Genomic DNA, 15,070 nt, shown 5'->3' with positions numbered 1-15,070 from the left:
CGAGCGCTGTGGCCCGTAACCCTGGATCCCGGGTCGAGCCCGGGATGACGGGGTGGTAGGGGCGGGCGTGGTGGCGTGACGGGTTGCCTCGCGACCGATCCGCGCTAGGCTCGCCGGCGATGAAGACTTCGCTCCTAGCATTCGCCCTCCTCCTCCCCTCCGTCGCCGTGGAGGCGCGCCAGACTGCGCCGGCAAAGCCCCAGGGCATGGTCAGCGCCGCCGATCCGCGCGCCGCGGCCGCGGGTGTCGAGATGCTTCGCGCCGGCGGCAGCGCGACCGATGCGGCGATCGCGACGATGCTCGCGCTCAACGTCGTCGAGCCGCAGAGCTCGGGGATCGGCGGCGGCGGCTTCTGGGTCGCGCAAGGCGCCGACGGCGCGCTCAGCACGATCGACTTCCGCGAAAAGGCGCCTGCCGCCGCCGACGGGCGCTGGTTCTACGCCGCCGACGGCACGCCCTTGAGCCATGACGACGCGGTCCCCGGCGGGCGCAGCGTCGGCGTGCCCGGCGCGCTGCGCGGCATGGCGATGGCGCATCGCGCCGGCGGCAAGCTGCCCTGGGCGCGGCTGTTCCAGCCCGCCATTCGGCTCGCAAAGGGCGGCTTCCAGGTCACCCCGCGCCTCGTCAACGGCATGGCGGCGTACGGCGGGCACGTCACGCCCGAGACGCGCGCGCTGTTCTCCAAAGCCGATGGCAGCCCTGTCGCGATCGGCGATACGGTGAAGAACCCCGCCCAGGCCGCGCTGCTCGAACGCATCGCGACCCGCGGCCCGGACAGCTTCTATGTCGGCCCCGAAGCGCAGAAGATCGTCGCCACCGTCAACGGTGCCGCGCGCAATCCGTCGAAGATGACGCTCGGGGACCTCGCCACCTACGACGCCGTGCGGCGCGATCCGGTATGCATCAAATACCGCGTGTACAAGGTGTGCGGCATGGGCCCGCCCTCGTCCGGCGGCGTCACCGTGCTGATGATCCTCAAACAGCTCGAACGCTTCGACATGACCGGCCTGGGAAAGGACAGCGCGCAGGCGTGGCACCTGTTCGCTGAAAGCTCGCGGCTCGCCTATGCCGATCGCAACCTCTATGTCGGCGATCCGGATCATGTCTCGGTGCCGATCAAGGGCATGCTCGACCCCGCCTATCTCACCACACGCTCGGCGCTGATCTCGCCTACCACCACGATGGCGACCGTGTCGGCGGGCACACCCCCCGGCGCGCCGCAGCGCCAGCCCGCGCCGGTCAGCGAGGTCGCCGGCACCACCAGCCTCGCCGCGGTCGATTCGCGCGGCAACGTCGTCGAGGTCACGACGACGGTCGAGGGCTATTTCGGATCGGGCCTGACCGTCGACGGCACCGTGCTCAACAACCAGCTGACCGATTTCGACATCGTGCCCGACAAGAACGGCTATCTGGTCGCCAACCGAGTCGAGGGCGGCAAGCGGCCGCGCAGCTCGATGTCGCCGACGATCGTCTACGGTCCCGACGGCAAGGTCCGCCTCGCGGTCGGCGCGGCGGGCGGATCGACGATCATCGCGCAGGTCGCGAAAGCGATCGTCGGCGTGGTCGACTGGAGGCTGTCGGCGCAGGATGCGATCGCGCTCGGGCTGCTCTACGCGCCCGGCCCCGTCGCCGCCGCCGAAAAGGGCACCGAGCGCGAGGCGATGGTCCCCGCGCTGCGGGCGCTCGGCGAGACCGTTCAGGTCGCGGCGCTGGGCCTCAAGGCGAACGCGATCGAGCGCGTCGGCAATCGCTGGGTCGGTGCCGCCGATCCCCGCAGCGAAGGCGTCGCGATGCACGAGGATGGCAAAGTCGCGCCGATCCAGCGCGTCGGTGTGCTACAACGCGCACCGGAATAACGCCGCGAAACCACCGACGGCATAAAGGACGACGCCCGCACAGGGCGCGTTAGGAGAGACGATGGCCCGCCAGCTCGAATATTTCCCGAACCTCGTGACGATGTTCTTCACGCGCGCGCGCGAGCGCGGCGACGCGCCGTTCCTGTGGACCAAGACCAGCGGCGCCTGGGTCGCGACCAGCTGGGCCGATGCCGCGCGCCAGGTCGCGAGCCTTGCCGCCGGGCTGAAGGCGTGCGGGCTGAAACGCGGCGACCGCGTGATGCTGGTCAGCGAAAACCGCCCCGAATGGTGCCTTAGCGATCTGGCGATCATGGCCGCGGGGTGCGTGACGGTGCCCGCCTATGTCACCAACACCGAACGCGATCACATCCACGTGATCGAGAATTCGGGCGCCTGTGCGGTGATCGTGTCGACCGCGAAGCTCGCCAAGACGCTGATGCCCGCGGTGCTCAAGTCGAACCTGGCGCAGACCGTGATCGGGATCGATTCGATGCGCATCTCGCCCGCCAGCGTCGATTTCCACGACTGGCACGCGCTGATCGCTGCCAACCCGACCGATCCCGACGTCGCCGCCGCGCAGGCCGACTTCACGCGCAGCGACCTCGCCTGCATCATCTACACCAGCGGCACCGGCGGATCGCCGCGCGGCGTGATGCAGCATCACGGCGCGATCCTGCACAATTGCGCCGGCTGCGCGGACGTGATCTCGGAGGATTTCGGCTGGGACAACGAGGTGTTCCTGTCGTTCCTGCCGCTCAGCCACGCCTATGAACATACCGGCGGTCAGCATTTCCCGATCTCGCTCGGGGGCCAAATCTATTACGCCGAGGGCCTCGAAAAGCTCGCCGCGAACATCGAGGAGACCCGCCCGACGATCATGTTCGTCGTGCCCCGGCTGTTCGAGGTGCTGCGCACGCGGATCTCGAAGACGATCGAGAAGCAGGGCGGCGCGTCAGCCTATCTGCTGCGCCAGGCCCTCGAGGTCGGCGCGCGGCGCTATCGCGGCCAGTTGCGCCTGATCGACCGGCCGATGCAGGCGGCGGTCGCGACGCTGTTCAAGCCCAAGATCGCGAAGAAATTCGGCGGCCGGATGAAGGCGATGATCTCGGGCGGCGCGCCGCTCAACCCCGAGGTGGGCATGTTCTTCGAGGCGCTCGGCCTCACCTTCCTGCAGGGCTATGGCCAGACCGAGGCCGCGCCGGTGATCTCGTGCAACCGCCCCAAGGCCGGCGTCCGCATGGACTCGGTCGGCCCGCCGCTGAAGGATACCGAGGTCCGCATCGCCGAGGACGGCGAAATCCTCGTCAAGGGCGAGCTCGTGATGCACGGCTATTGGCGCAACGAGGCCGAAACCGCGCGGGTGCTGAAGGACGGCTGGCTGCACACCGGCGACATCGGCGAGATCGACGCCAACGGCCGGATCCGCATCACCGACCGCAAGAAGGACCTGATCATCAACGACAAGGGTGACAACATCGCGCCCCAGAAGGTCGAAGGGATGCTGACTCTGCAACCCGAGATCGTCCAGGCGATGATCGCTGGCGACCGCCGCCCCTATATGGTCGCGCTGATCGTGCCCGATCCCGAATGGACGCAGGAATGGTGCGCTGCCAACGGCGACACCTGCAGCTTCGCGCGGTTGGCCGAGAACAGCGAATACCGCACCGCGCTGGGGGCCGCGATCGAGCGCGTGAACAAGGACCTGACGGTGACGGAACGCATCCGGCGGTTCGTGCTGGCGGATGCGCCGTTTGGAATCGAGAACGAACAGCTGACGCCGAGTTTGAAGATCCGGCGGCACGTGATCAAGCAGGCCTATGGGGACCGGCTGGACGCGTTGTACAAGGGGTGAAGCTTGCACCTGCGGGGCATGCCACTTCCCCCGGTCGTCACCCCAGCGAAGGCTGGGGTCTCCCCGTTTGGGGCAACCGGTCCGACACGAGCAGGAGATGCCAGCCTGCGCTGGCATGACGGGGTATGGGATGACGGGGTAGGGGATGACGGAGTGGGGCGTGGCGCCCCTCCCCACACACCCGTCACCCCAGCTTAGGCTGGGGTCTCCCGTTTGGGGCAACCGACCCGCCCCAAGCGAGAGATGCCAGCCTACGCTGGCATGACGAGTTGGGAGAGGGCATCGCCCCCTTCGTCACCAACCTGTTCTAGGCCAGCGTCTCGTACAGATCGCGCCATTCGGGATTCAATTCCTCGATCAGTCGTATCTTCCACGCGCGGTTCCAGGCTTTAAGGGCCTTCTCGCGCCAGATCGCGGCCTGGATCGTCTCGTGCGCCTCGGCGAACACGAGTGTCTTGATACCGTACCGCCGACAAAATGCAGAGCCGACATCACGCCGATGCTGGTCAACGCGGGCAGCGAGATGATTCGTCACACCGACGTAAAGCATGCCGTACGGCTTGCTCGCCATGATGTAGGTCCAGCCGCCGTACGGCATGCGGCGAGGCTATCCGGCTCAAACGAGAGATGCCAGCCTTCGCTGGCATGACGGTGACGCTAAACCCGTCACCCCAGCGCAGGCTGGGGTCTCCCAAGACGGCGCAACACGCTGCCCCAAACGTCTACTTCTTCGCCGCCCCCGCCGGCACCACCGCCATCGTCCAGTCCTTGTCCGGCCGCAGCCACCGCGCAGCCGTCGCCTGCAATTCCGCCGGGGTCGTCGTCGCCAGATCGCTCGCGATGCGCTGAGTCGCGTCGATCTTGCGCGGGTCGAACGTCGCGCCGCCCAGCTGCTGCAGCCAGAACTGGTTCCCGGTCGAGGCGCGCATGATGTACTGCCCCATCGGCTTGCGGATCCGCTCGAGCTCGTCCGCGGGGATCGGCGTCGACACCAGCTCCGCCGCGATTTTCCGCGCGATCTCGAAGAAGAACGGCACCTTGTCGGGCGCGACCTGGCCGATCGCGAGCAGCCGCCCGCCGCTGGTCATGCCGGTAGGCCATTGGCTCGACACGTTGGGGCTGTAGCTCGCGCCAGCCGCCTGGCGCAGCCGTTCGAACAGCCGGTCGCTGAACACCTGCGCCAGCACGTCGAGGCGACGGCTTTCGGCGATGTCGGCGATACCGCCCGCGGTCGGCCACGCGATCACCGCCGCGGCCTGGTTCTCGGGGCCGGTATGCGCGCGCATCACCGGTTTCGTATTGTGCGCGGGGAAGCGCACCACCGGCGCCACCACCGGTGTGGCGGGACGCGGCTTCATCGCGCCGAAGCTCTTCGCCACCGCGGCGATCACGTCGTCCGCCTTGACGTCGCCGAACACCGACACCTCGATCGGCCCGGTCTTGAGCAACGGCTCCCAGAAGCTGCGGAAATCCTTGGCATTGAGCGCCTCGACCGTCGCCTTGGACGGCGTGCCCCAGCGCGGATCGCCGGCGCGCAGCAGGCCTTCCAAGTCGCGCGACAGCACGCCGTCGGGGGACGAATCATACCCTGCGAACCCGGCCAAAGCCGCCGCCCGCGCGCGCGCCACCGGTGCCGGATCCCAACCCGGGAACGCCAGCTTCGCCGCCATCAGCCGCAGCTGGTCGGCATAATCCGCCGGCGACGTCAGCGCGCCCAGCGTGAACGCATCGTCGTCGATCCCGAAATCGAGCCCGATCCGACGCCCCGCGGTCAGCTGGTCGAGGTCGCCCTGGTCGAGCTTGCCGATCCCGCCCGCGACCAGCGCGAGGTCGCCCGCCCAGGCCGGCGTCGGCCGATCCGCCGGTAGCGCCGCATAGCCACCCCCGAACCGCACGCGGACATAGACGCGCCCCGTCTCGCCGGCGTTGGGGAACATCAGCAACCGCGTGCCGTTGGCGAAATTCACCTGCTCCATGTCGAACTGCGGGATTTTCGTCCGCGACGCGACTGTCCCGGGCTTGCCGAGCGACGGCAGCTTCGAGAAATCGACCGAGGCCTGTGTGCGGCGCTTGCCCGCCAGCCCCTTCACGTCGACGGCGAGCGCCGCCGCGAGCTTCGCCGCCGCCCCGTCGTCGGGCGTCCGCGTGTTGACCATGACGCGGGTCACGCCCTCGTCGAAGATCCGCTTGGTCGAGGCGAGCAAGGTCGCGGGCGTGAACATCCCCTTCGCCTTGGCGCTGGTCAGCACCTCGTAACTGGTCTGCGGGCTCGCCACCGTCTCGCGGATGTCGAGCGCGCCGACCATGTCGTCGGCCTGTTTCGAGCCCGCCTCGACCCGCGCGGTCTCGACCGAGGTGCGCATGATCGTGTCGAAATCGGCATATTCGCGGTCGACCTCGGCCTGGCTCGGCGCGGTCGTCTCGGCGTCGGCGATTACCGCGCGGACGTCCTTCAACGCCGCCTCCCAATCGTCGCCGATCGGCACGATGTTGACGGATGTCAGGTTCGCCGAGCGCGACACGTCGTCGATCGAGACGCTCGCCTGCAGGAAGCTGCCCCCGGCGCGCGCACGCGTCTCGAGCCGCCGGCTGATCAGCCGCGTCGCGATCGTGTCGACCAGCCGCTCCTGGTTCATCTTGACGGTGTCGTCCTTGTATTCCCAGGGGCGCACCACGCCCATCGTCACCACCGCGGGGATCGCCAGCTCGGCGATCGTGCCCGACGACGGCGCCTTGGGATCGGGCTTGCCGAAATCGGGCGCGGGCACCTTTGGGCCGATGCCCTTCCAGCCCGCGAAATTCTTGACGACCATCCGCGCGAACAGCGCCGGGTCCATGTCGCCCGAAATGATCACGACGGTGTTTTCGGGCCGGTACCAGCGATCGTGGAACGCCTTCACGGTCGCGCCGGTCGCGGCCTGCAGCGTCGAGATGTTGCCGATCGGCGAACGGTCGGCGAGCGGCTGCCCGGCGAACAGCACCTTGCGGATCGCATCGCCGTAGCGAACCTGCGGGCCCGGCTGCTCGCGCTGTTCGGCGAGCACGACGGGGCGCTCGGCGGCGACCGCGGCGTCGGTGATGACCGGCTGGGCCATCATCCCCGACATGATTTTCAGGCTCTCGTCGAGCCCCGCTTCGGTCGCCGAGGGCAGGTCGAGTTTGAACGTCGTCGAGGTCGGCGTGGTCTGCGCGTTGGTGTCGGAGCCAAAGGTCGCGCCGAACCGCTGCCACACCCGTTTGGCCTCGCCATCGGGGACATATTGCGATCCGCGGAACGACAGATGCTCGATGAAATGCGCATAGCCGCGTTCGTCGTCGGTCTCGTTCAGCGAGCCGGCGTCGATCCGCACGCGCACCGACACCTGGCCCGGCGGCACGCCATTCTTGCGCACCGCGAAGCGCAGGCCGTTCGGCAACGTCCCGAACTTCCAGTCGGCGTCGCGCGTCAGATCGCTGCCCTTGTAGAGCCACGCGGTCGTGTCGATCCCCGTCAGCTCCGGCAGCGTCGGCGTCTCCTTGCCCGGCGCGGTCTGCGAGGCAACGGATTGCCCGATCGCGGGGATCGCGAGCGCCAGGAGGAGGGGGAACAGCAGGGGAGCGCCGAGCGCACGCGGGAAAGACACCATGGCGCCTCTGTAGCGGTCGCGCGCCGCAACCGCCAGCGTCGGCGCTTGGGTTCACGAACACCTGCGCCGCGCCATCATTTGGTCCCATAGTGCCGCTAGCCGCCGCACACGGGCAGCTTCAGCGAAGGCGGCCACGCAACAGGGAACGGCATGACGGTCGGGGCAGAGCTTGAACAGCGCGCGACGCTGCGGGAATCGGTCACGCCGATGGTCGCCGAGCCGAACCGCCCGCTGATCATCCGCGTCGGCAAGCATCTGCGCGGCAGCTTCGACCGGTTGATCGCGTCGTCGTCACTGGTCTCCAACGCCCCCGTCCTCGATGTCCGCGACTTCGCCTGGACCGCAGCGTTGCGCGACGGGTGGCGGGCGATCCGCGACGAGGCGGTCTTGGTCGCGCTCGACGGCGACGCCTCGCCCAGCTTGGCGACGATCTCGCCCGACCACCGGTCGATTGCCGAAGTCGGAAAATGGCGCTCTTTCTTCCTATGGGGTTACGGCTATCCGATCGCCGACAACCTCGCGCGCTGCCCGCGCACCGCGGCGCTGGTCGCGCAGATCCCGGGCCTCACCAGCGCGTTCTTCTCGATCCTCGCGCCCGGCACGCACATCCCCGCGCATCGCGGCGTCACCAAGGGGCTGATCACCTGTCATCTCGGGCTGATCGTGCCGCGCGACGGTGATGTCCGCATGCGCCTCGACGGTCGCGTGGTGCGCTGGGCCGAAGGCGAGACTCTGGTGTTCGACGACACCTATGACCACGAGGTCTGGAACGACACCGACGGCACCCGCGTCGTCCTGCTGATCCAGTTCGCCCGGCCACTCCGCAATCCCGGCAAGTGGATCGCCGAACTGTTCCTCGGCGTCGTCCGGCGCTCGGCGTTCGTGCAGGATACGGTGCGCAACATCGGGCGGTGGAATGCCGGCCTCGGGCGCGTGGACGGTTGACATATGGTGTTCCTGCGAACGCAGGAAACGTGGTCGGGGGAAAGAAACCGTTTCCCCATCCGCGCTTGATCCCCGCGCCCCCCCGCGCCACATGTCCCCCATGCTGATCGAGACAGAACCCACCCCCAATCCCCAGACGCTGAAGTTCCTGCCGGGACGCACCGTCATGGAGTCCGGGACCCGCGACTTCGCGACCCCCGAAGAGGCCGAGGCGAGCTCGCTCGCCGACGCGATCTTCCGCATGGGCGACGTCACCGGCGTGTTCTTCGGCCGCGACTTCGTGTCCGTCACTGCTGCACCCGGCGTGGCGTGGTCGGACCTGAAACCCGATATCCTCGCGATCCTGCTCGATCATTTCTCGGCGGGCATGCCGTTGTTCCGCCCCGCCGCCGCCGGTTTCTCGGTGCCCAGCGACGAGGTCCTGACCGACGACCCCGCCGACGCCGACATCGTCGCGCAGATCCGCGAGCTGATCGAGACGCGTGTCCGCCCCGCGGTCGCGAACGACGGCGGCGACATCGTCTATCGCGGCTTCGACAAGGGCAAGGTGTTCCTGCAGCTGCAGGGCGCCTGCGCCGGCTGCCCGTCGTCGAGCGCGACGCTCAAGAACGGGATCGAACAGCTGCTCAAATACTACGTCCCCGAAGTCACCGAAGTGAGGGCCGTCTGATGATCCTCGACGACACCGCGCTCGACACCGTCTTCCGCACCGCCCGCAGCTATTACCATTACACCGACCAGCCCGTCGCGGATGCCGAGCTCCACGCGATCTGGGACCTGATGAAATTCGGTCCGACCTCCGCCAACCAGCTGCCCGCGCGGCTGGTCTGGGTGAAGAGCGACGACGCCAAGCAGACGCTCGCCGCCGCGTGCAGCGACACCAACAAGGCCAAGGTGCTGGGTGCGCCGGTGTCGGTGATCATCGGGATGGACACCAATTTCCACGAGCACCTGCCCGAGCTGTTCCCGCACGTCGACGCGAAGGCGTGGTTCGACGGCAACGCCGAGCTGCGCGCCGCCTCGGCGTTCCGCAATTCGAGCCTGCAGGGCGCCTATTTCATCATCGCCGCGCGGATGCTGGGGCTCGATACCGGCCCGATGTCGGGGTTCGACGCCGGACTGGTCGACGCGGCGTTCTTTTCCGATACGCCGGCGGTGCGGACGAACTTCATTGCGACGCTCGGCCACGGCGATCCTGCGAGCATCCACCCGCGCCTGCCGCGTCCGGCGTTCGACAAGTTCAACACGATCGTCTGATCGCCCGTCCTTCGTTGCCGCGCGCGAGTGCCGCAACCTAAGACGCCCCCGCCCCCATCGTCACCCCAGCGAAGGCTGGGGTCTCCCCGTTGGGAAGCGGTGTGCCCCGAACCTGGAGACCCCAGCCTTCGCTGGGGTGGCGGATTGGCGGGGTAATGGATTGCTGGCGGGGCGAGCGATGGTTTGGTTCGTGAAGCATTGCGGTCGACAGATTTTACTGTGACGGAAACCTCCATGCGTACGCTCGTCATCGAAACCGCCACCGCCGCCTGCTCGGTGGCCCTAATCGAATCGGGCACCGTTGTCGCACGCGCGCACGAGGTCGTCGGCCGCGGCCATGCCGAGCGCCTGATCCCGATGATCGCCGCACTTCCCGACGGCGGCCGCGCCGCGCATATCCTGGTCGACTGCGGCCCGGGCAGCTTCACCGGCGTCCGCGTCGGCATCGCGGCTGCGCGCGGGCTCGCGCTGGGCTGGGGCGCCTCGGTCGCCGGCTTCTCCTCGCTGTCGCTGGTCGCCGCCGCCGCCTTCGCCGCGCGTCCATCCGATGACGTTGCGGTGGTGATGGAAGGGGGGCATGGCGAGGTCTTCATGCAGGCCTTCACCGCCGACCTCTCGCCGCACGCCGATCTGGCGTCGCTGAAGCCCGACGCCGCGCTCGCGGCGCTCGGCGGCCTGCACGCGGTCGGCAACGGCATCCGCTGGCTCGCCGCGCTCGACGGATCGCTCGACCTGACCGAGGCGCTGCCCGACGCCGCCGACGCGATCCTGTTGGCGCCCGCGCTGACCACCCTCCCCGCCCGCCCGATCTACGGCCGCGCCCCCGACGCCAAACCGCAGACCCCGCGCTGATGGCGACCCGCACGATCCTGCTGCGCAGCGGCGACGCCCGCGACATCACGATCGTCGACGCGCTGATGCAGACCGCGTTCGACCCGCGCTTCGGCGAAGCGTGGACGCGCAGCCAGTGCATCGGCGTGCTCGCGATGCCCGGCGTCCGCCTGACGCTGGCGATGGTCGACGAGGACCCCGCGGGGTTCGCGATGACGCGCAGCGTCGCCGACGAAGCCGAACTGCTTCTGCTCGCGGTCGCGCCCGCGTTCCGCCGCCGCGGCGTCGGCGCCGCGCTGCTCCGCGCGGTCGAGGCGGAGTGCAGCGCCGCCGGCATCGCCACGCTGCATCTGGAGGTTCGCGCGAGCAACGACGCGGTTCGACTCTACACCGGCCACGGCTTCGCGAAGGTCGGCGAGCGCCGCGCCTATTATCGCAGCCGCACCGGCGAAGCGCACGACGCGCACACCTACTTGCGGAAACTTATCCCCTGATCGCAACGTTATCGGCTTATTGCGAGTCGCTATCCCTTTTCGCAACAGCGCTTCGGGCGTAGGGGACTTGGCGATTAGGGAACTCATGGCATGCCACGTAAAATCGACCTCGAAGCGCTCTGCAACCAGAAGGGGCTGCGCATCACCGAGCAGCGCCGCGTCATCGCGCGCGTCCTTTCGGAAGCCGAGGACCATCCCGATGTCGAGAAGGTGTACGAGCGCGCCAGCGCCATCGATCGCGGCATCTCGATCGCCACCGTCTATCGCACCGTCCGCCTGTTCGAGGAGGCCGGTATCCTCGACCGCCACGATTTCGGCGACGGCCGCGCGCGCTACGAACCCGCACCCGAGGCGCACCACGATCATCTGATCGACGTCGAGAGCGGCAAGGTGATCGAATTCGTCGATCCCGAGCTCGAGCAGCTGCAAAAGGCGATCGCCGAGAAATTGGGCTTCCGCCTGGTCGACCACCGCATGGAATTGTACGGCGTCAGCCTGCTCCGTAAGGACTGACGCTGCTTTGCAACCCCGCCGGTCTCGTCGCCCCAGCGAAGGCTGGGGTCTCCCCGTTAAGAAGCGATGCGGCCCGAACCGGAAGACCCCAGCCTTCGCTGGGGTGACGTAGAGTGGGCGGTTTTCGTTTCGCTCTCCGCCTCACCGCGCTGATCGCGGCGCTGACGATCGCGCTCCCCCTCCACGGCATCTGGCGCCTGTTCCGCCGCCGCTCGCCTTGGCCGCCCCGCTTCCTCGGCCTCGTCGCGCGCATCGTCGGCGCCCGGCCGCGGATCGTCGGTACGCCGCTCACCCACGATGTCGTCCTGATTTCGAATCATCTCAGCTGGATCGACATCCTGCTGCTGTCGGGCGCGACCGGCACCGCGTTCATCGCGAAATCGGAACTCCAGACCGTGCCGCTGGTCGGCTGGCTGTGCCGCCTGAACCACACGATCTTCGTGCACCGCGGCGACCGGCTCGGCGTCACCGACCAGATCGCGCAGATTCGCGACACGCTCGCCGCCGACCGACCGGTGACACTGTTTCCCGAGGGCACCACCGGTGACGGCATAGTCCTCGCGCCGTTCAAGGCTTCGCTCCTCGCTGCGCTGGACCCACCCCCGCCGGGAGTCCGCGTCCAGCCGGTGCGGATCGACTATGGCGCGGCGACTACCGAACTCGCCTGGGTCGGCGACGAACACGGCAAGGATCACGCGGCGCGGGTGCTGAAGCGCAAAGGCACTTTCCAGGCCACGCTGCACTTCTGCGACGCCTTCGCCCCCGAAGACTATGGCAGCCGCAAAGCCATCGCCGCCGAAGCGAGACGCCGGATCGAGTCGATCTAGATCCTCCCCGGCACGGGGAGGGGGACCAGCGAGGCTGGTGGAGGGGGCGTGCGTCATACGCTACGTTCGCGGAGGGCCCCCTCCGTCATCGCTACGCGATGGCACCTCCCCTTGCAGGGGAGGATTTGGTAAGGAGCCGCCCATGTCCTCCCCCAAAACCTTCCACGTCAAATCCTTCGGCTGCCAGATGAACGTCTATGACGGCGAGCGCATGGCCGAACTGATGGCCGCCGACGGCCTGACTCAAGTCGATGCCGCCGATGCCGATCTCGTCGTGCTGAACACGTGCCACATCCGCGAACGCGCCACGGAAAAGGTCTATTCGGACATCGGCCGGCTGCGGAAGGACGCGGGGCGAAAGCATGGCCGCACCCCGATGATCGCGGTCGCCGGCTGCGTGGCGCAGGCCGAAGGTCCCGAGATTTTCACGCGCGCCAAGGTCGACGTCGTGGTGGGCCCGCAGGCCTATCACAACCTCCCCGCGCTCGTGGCCAGCGCCGCCGCGGGCACGCCGTCGCTCGACACCGACATGCCGATCCTGTCCAAATTCGGCGCGCTCCCGGCCCGGCGGAAAGTCGCGCCGTCGGCGTTCCTGACCGTGCAGGAAGGCTGCGACAAATTCTGCACCTATTGCGTCGTCCCCTACACCCGCGGCGCCGAGGTCAGCCGCCCGTTCGCGGCGATCGTCGACGAGGCGAAGGCGCTGGTCGATGCCGGCGCGCGCGAGATCACGCTGCTCGGCCAGAACGTCAACGCTTGGGACGACGACGGACGCGGTCTCCATGACCTGATCCGCGCGCTCGACCGCATCCCCGGCCTCGCGCGCATCCGCTACACCACCAGCCACCCTAACGACATGCGCCAGGGCCTGATCGACGCGCACGGCGACGTCGAGAGCCTGATGCCGTTCCTCCATCTGCCCGTCCAATCCGGCAGCACGCGCATCCTGAAGGCGATGAACCGCAGCCACGGCCGCGACGACTATCTGCGCCTGCTCGACCGGTTCCGCGCGGTCCGCCCCGACATCGCGCTGTCGGGCGATTTCATCGTCGGCTTCCCCGGCGAGACCGAAGCCGACTTCGCCGACACGCTGAGCCTGGTCGATGCGGTCGGCTATGCGCAGGCGTACAGCTTCAAATACAGCGCACGCCCGGGCACGCCTGCCGCAGCCATGCCCGACGAGATTACGGAAGCGGTGATGGACGACCGCCTCCAGCGCCTCCAGGCCGCGCTCAACCGCGACCAGCAGGCGTTCAACGCGAACAGCGTCGGCCGCACCTGCGACGTGCTGCTCGAACGCCCGGGCAAACTGCCCGGCCAGCTGATCGGCAAGTCGCCCTGGCTGCAATCGGTGCATCTGATCACCGACGCGGCGATCGGCGACCTGGTCTCGGTCGATCTGGTCCGGGCGGATCCGAACAGCCTGGCCGGCGTGCTGGCAATGCGCGCGGCGGCCTGACCAACACGCCGTCACCCGTCACGCCGTTACCCCAACCTTTCGTCACCCCGGGCTTGACCCGGGGTCCCGCTACCTCGGCGACGAAGAAGAAGCGGGACCCCGGCTCAGGGCCGGGGTGACGGGGTGCAGGGTAATAGGCGGACGGGGTGACGCGGGGACGGATGCTTCGAAAAAAGAAGCTGTCCTACACCCGCCCAACCTGCCAAACTCACTCCCGATGCAGCTGCGCCCGCGCGACTCAACCCTTTTTGGCCCCGCCGGTCGGCACCGGTTGAACGCGCCCTCCGCACCCCTCATCTCCAGTGCCGAAACCGCGTTATCGTCTCAACATTCACAACATTCGCGCTTTCCCCTGTCCTGAAAGGACCGCATGAGCCGCAAGCCCGTCCCCGCCCAGCCCGGTGAACGCAGCCGCATCGAACTTCTGTTCGACAAGCCGCAGGCGCTCTCCCGTCTCTTCGGCCAGTACGACCAGAATCTGGTCGCGCTTGAAAACCGTCTCGGGGTCTACATCACCGCCCGCGGCAACAAGATCGGCCTGGAGGGCACCGCCGAACAGGTCGCGATGGCGCGCGACGTGCTCCACGATCTCTATGCCCGCATCCAGCGCGGCGAGGATATCGACACCGGCCTCGTCGACGCCTCGATCGCAATGGCCGCCGAACCGACGCTCACCGGCATCATCCGCGCCGACGCCGGTGGCGGTGGCGCCCCGCCGATCATGATCCGCACGCGGAAAAAGACGATCGTCCCGCGCACCCCAGCGCAGGCCCATTACATGCGCGAGCTGGTCAACAACGACATCATCTTCGCGCTAGGACCGGCGGGCACCGGCAAGACCTATATCGCCGTCGCACAGGCGGTGCAGCAGCTCATCACCGGCAGCATCCAGCGCCTGATCCTCTCGCGCCCTGCGGTGGAAGCCGGCGAGAAACTGGGCTTCCTGCCCGGCGACATGAAGGAGAAGGTCGATCCCTATCTCCGCCCGCTGTACGACGCGCTCAACGACTGCCTGCCCGCCGAGCAGGTCGAACGCCGCATCGCCAGCGGCGAGATCGAGATCGCCCCGATCGCCTTCATGCGCGGCCGCACGCTGGCGGATGCGTTCATCATCCTCGACGAGGCGCAGAATACGACGCCGGCGCAGATGAAGATGTTCCTGACCCGCTTCGGCGAGAACAGCCGCATGGTAATCTGCGGCGATCCGAAACAGGTCGACATCCCCGGCGGCGTCGGCGCCTCGGGCCTGGCCGACGCGGTGGTCCGGCTGGAGGGTGTCGAGGCGCTCTCGATCTGCCGCTTCACCGCGGGCGACGTGGTCCGACATCCGATCGTCGGCCGGATCGTCGAAGCGTATGAAGGCAATGAGTCTTGATGCGAAGGATATCCCGGATTATATTCGGGATATCC

Annotated in this window: 13 protein-coding genes; 11 read left to right on the top strand and 2 right to left on the bottom strand. The window is 68.2% G+C overall.

Features of this window, described 5'->3' with window-relative positions:
* Positions 1-119: 119 nt before the first annotated feature.
* Positions 120-1,856, top strand: a complete 1,737-nt coding sequence (ggt, locus tag U1701_RS14775; RefSeq protein ID WP_332783340.1) for a gamma-glutamyltransferase — start codon at positions 120-122, stop codon at positions 1,854-1,856.
* Positions 1,857-1,917: 61 nt separating this feature from the next.
* A complete protein-coding gene (locus U1701_RS14770) occupies positions 1,918-3,708 on the top strand; it encodes an AMP-dependent synthetase/ligase (RefSeq protein WP_332783339.1) in 1,791 nt (596 codons plus the stop codon).
* A gap of 307 nt (positions 3,709-4,015) precedes the next feature.
* Here the strand turns inward: U1701_RS14770 and U1701_RS14765 are convergent, their stop codons facing one another.
* Together U1701_RS14765 and U1701_RS14760 are read right to left on the bottom strand one after the other, a co-directional pair.
* Positions 4,016-4,306 (bottom strand): GIY-YIG nuclease family protein, encoded by a 291-nt coding sequence (locus U1701_RS14765; protein WP_332783338.1) that lies wholly within the window; start codon positions 4,304-4,306, stop codon positions 4,016-4,018.
* A gap of 124 nt (positions 4,307-4,430) precedes the next feature.
* Positions 4,431-7,334 (bottom strand): M16 family metallopeptidase, encoded by a 2,904-nt coding sequence (locus tag U1701_RS14760; RefSeq protein WP_332783337.1) that lies wholly within the window; start codon positions 7,332-7,334, stop codon positions 4,431-4,433.
* 150 nt (positions 7,335-7,484) lie between these two features.
* On the opposite strand from U1701_RS14760, the gene U1701_RS14755 reads away from it, so the two are divergent.
* From U1701_RS14755 to U1701_RS14715, 9 genes are all read left to right on the top strand, one after another.
* On the top strand, positions 7,485-8,279 hold the full coding sequence (locus U1701_RS14755) for an aspartyl/asparaginyl beta-hydroxylase domain-containing protein (RefSeq protein WP_332783336.1): 795 nt from the start codon (positions 7,485-7,487) through the stop codon (positions 8,277-8,279).
* Positions 8,280-8,379: 100 nt separating this feature from the next.
* Entirely contained in the window at positions 8,380-8,949 is a 570-nt protein-coding gene (locus U1701_RS14750) for a NifU family protein (protein ID WP_332783335.1), read from the top strand.
* Entirely contained in the window at positions 8,949-9,536 is a 588-nt protein-coding gene (locus U1701_RS14745) for a malonic semialdehyde reductase (RefSeq protein WP_332783334.1), read from the top strand. Before U1701_RS14750 ends, U1701_RS14745 begins: the two co-directional genes overlap by 1 nt.
* Before the next feature lie 234 nt (positions 9,537-9,770).
* Positions 9,771-10,388, top strand: a complete 618-nt coding sequence (gene tsaB, locus U1701_RS14740; RefSeq protein ID WP_332783333.1) for a tRNA (adenosine(37)-N6)-threonylcarbamoyltransferase complex dimerization subunit type 1 TsaB — start codon at positions 9,771-9,773, stop codon at positions 10,386-10,388.
* Positions 10,388-10,861 carry a GNAT family N-acetyltransferase gene (locus tag U1701_RS14735; protein ID WP_332783332.1) on the top strand — a complete coding sequence of 158 codons (474 nt, stop codon included), beginning with the start codon at positions 10,388-10,390 and terminating at the stop codon, positions 10,859-10,861. Before tsaB ends, U1701_RS14735 begins: the two co-directional genes overlap by 1 nt.
* 90 nt (positions 10,862-10,951) lie before the next feature.
* On the top strand, positions 10,952-11,374 hold the full coding sequence (locus U1701_RS14730; RefSeq protein ID WP_332783331.1) for a Fur family transcriptional regulator: 423 nt from the start codon (positions 10,952-10,954) through the stop codon (positions 11,372-11,374).
* A 113-nt stretch (positions 11,375-11,487) separates the two neighbouring features.
* Entirely contained in the window at positions 11,488-12,201 is a 714-nt protein-coding gene (locus U1701_RS14725; RefSeq protein ID WP_332783330.1) for a lysophospholipid acyltransferase family protein, read from the top strand.
* 142 nt (positions 12,202-12,343) lie between these two features.
* Positions 12,344-13,660, top strand: a complete 1,317-nt coding sequence (gene miaB, locus U1701_RS14720) for a tRNA (N6-isopentenyl adenosine(37)-C2)-methylthiotransferase MiaB (protein WP_332783329.1) — start codon at positions 12,344-12,346, stop codon at positions 13,658-13,660.
* 370 nt (positions 13,661-14,030) lie between these two features.
* Positions 14,031-15,035, top strand: coding sequence for a PhoH family protein (locus tag U1701_RS14715; RefSeq protein WP_332783328.1), 1,005 nt, complete (start codon positions 14,031-14,033; stop codon positions 15,033-15,035).
* Positions 15,036-15,070: the final 35 nt, after the last annotated feature.

This window comes from Sphingomonas rhamnosi, assembly GCF_036663615.1.
Classification (GTDB): domain Bacteria; phylum Pseudomonadota; class Alphaproteobacteria; order Sphingomonadales; family Sphingomonadaceae; genus Sphingomonas.
Note: the sequence above shows the minus strand (reverse complement) of the source record. Positions and strands in the feature narration are given on the sequence as shown.

Coding starts and splice junctions, on each gene's coding strand:
- ggt (WP_332783340.1), top strand. CDS start 120: ATGAAGACTTCGCTCCTAGCATTCGCCCTCCTCCTCCCCTCCGTCGCC.
- U1701_RS14770 (WP_332783339.1), top strand. CDS start 1,918: ATGGCCCGCCAGCTCGAATATTTCCCGAACCTCGTGACGATGTTCTTC.
- U1701_RS14765 (WP_332783338.1), bottom strand. CDS start 4,306: ATGCCGTACGGCGGCTGGACCTACATCATGGCGAGCAAGCCGTACGGC.
- U1701_RS14760 (WP_332783337.1), bottom strand. CDS start 7,334: ATGGTGTCTTTCCCGCGTGCGCTCGGCGCTCCCCTGCTGTTCCCCCTC.
- U1701_RS14755 (WP_332783336.1), top strand. CDS start 7,485: ATGACGGTCGGGGCAGAGCTTGAACAGCGCGCGACGCTGCGGGAATCG.
- U1701_RS14750 (WP_332783335.1), top strand. CDS start 8,380: ATGCTGATCGAGACAGAACCCACCCCCAATCCCCAGACGCTGAAGTTC.
- U1701_RS14745 (WP_332783334.1), top strand. CDS start 8,949: ATGATCCTCGACGACACCGCGCTCGACACCGTCTTCCGCACCGCCCGC.
- tsaB (WP_332783333.1), top strand. CDS start 9,771: ATGCGTACGCTCGTCATCGAAACCGCCACCGCCGCCTGCTCGGTGGCC.
- U1701_RS14735 (WP_332783332.1), top strand. CDS start 10,388: ATGGCGACCCGCACGATCCTGCTGCGCAGCGGCGACGCCCGCGACATC.
- U1701_RS14730 (WP_332783331.1), top strand. CDS start 10,952: ATGCCACGTAAAATCGACCTCGAAGCGCTCTGCAACCAGAAGGGGCTG.
- miaB (WP_332783329.1), top strand. CDS start 12,344: ATGTCCTCCCCCAAAACCTTCCACGTCAAATCCTTCGGCTGCCAGATG.
- U1701_RS14715 (WP_332783328.1), top strand. CDS start 14,031: ATGAGCCGCAAGCCCGTCCCCGCCCAGCCCGGTGAACGCAGCCGCATC.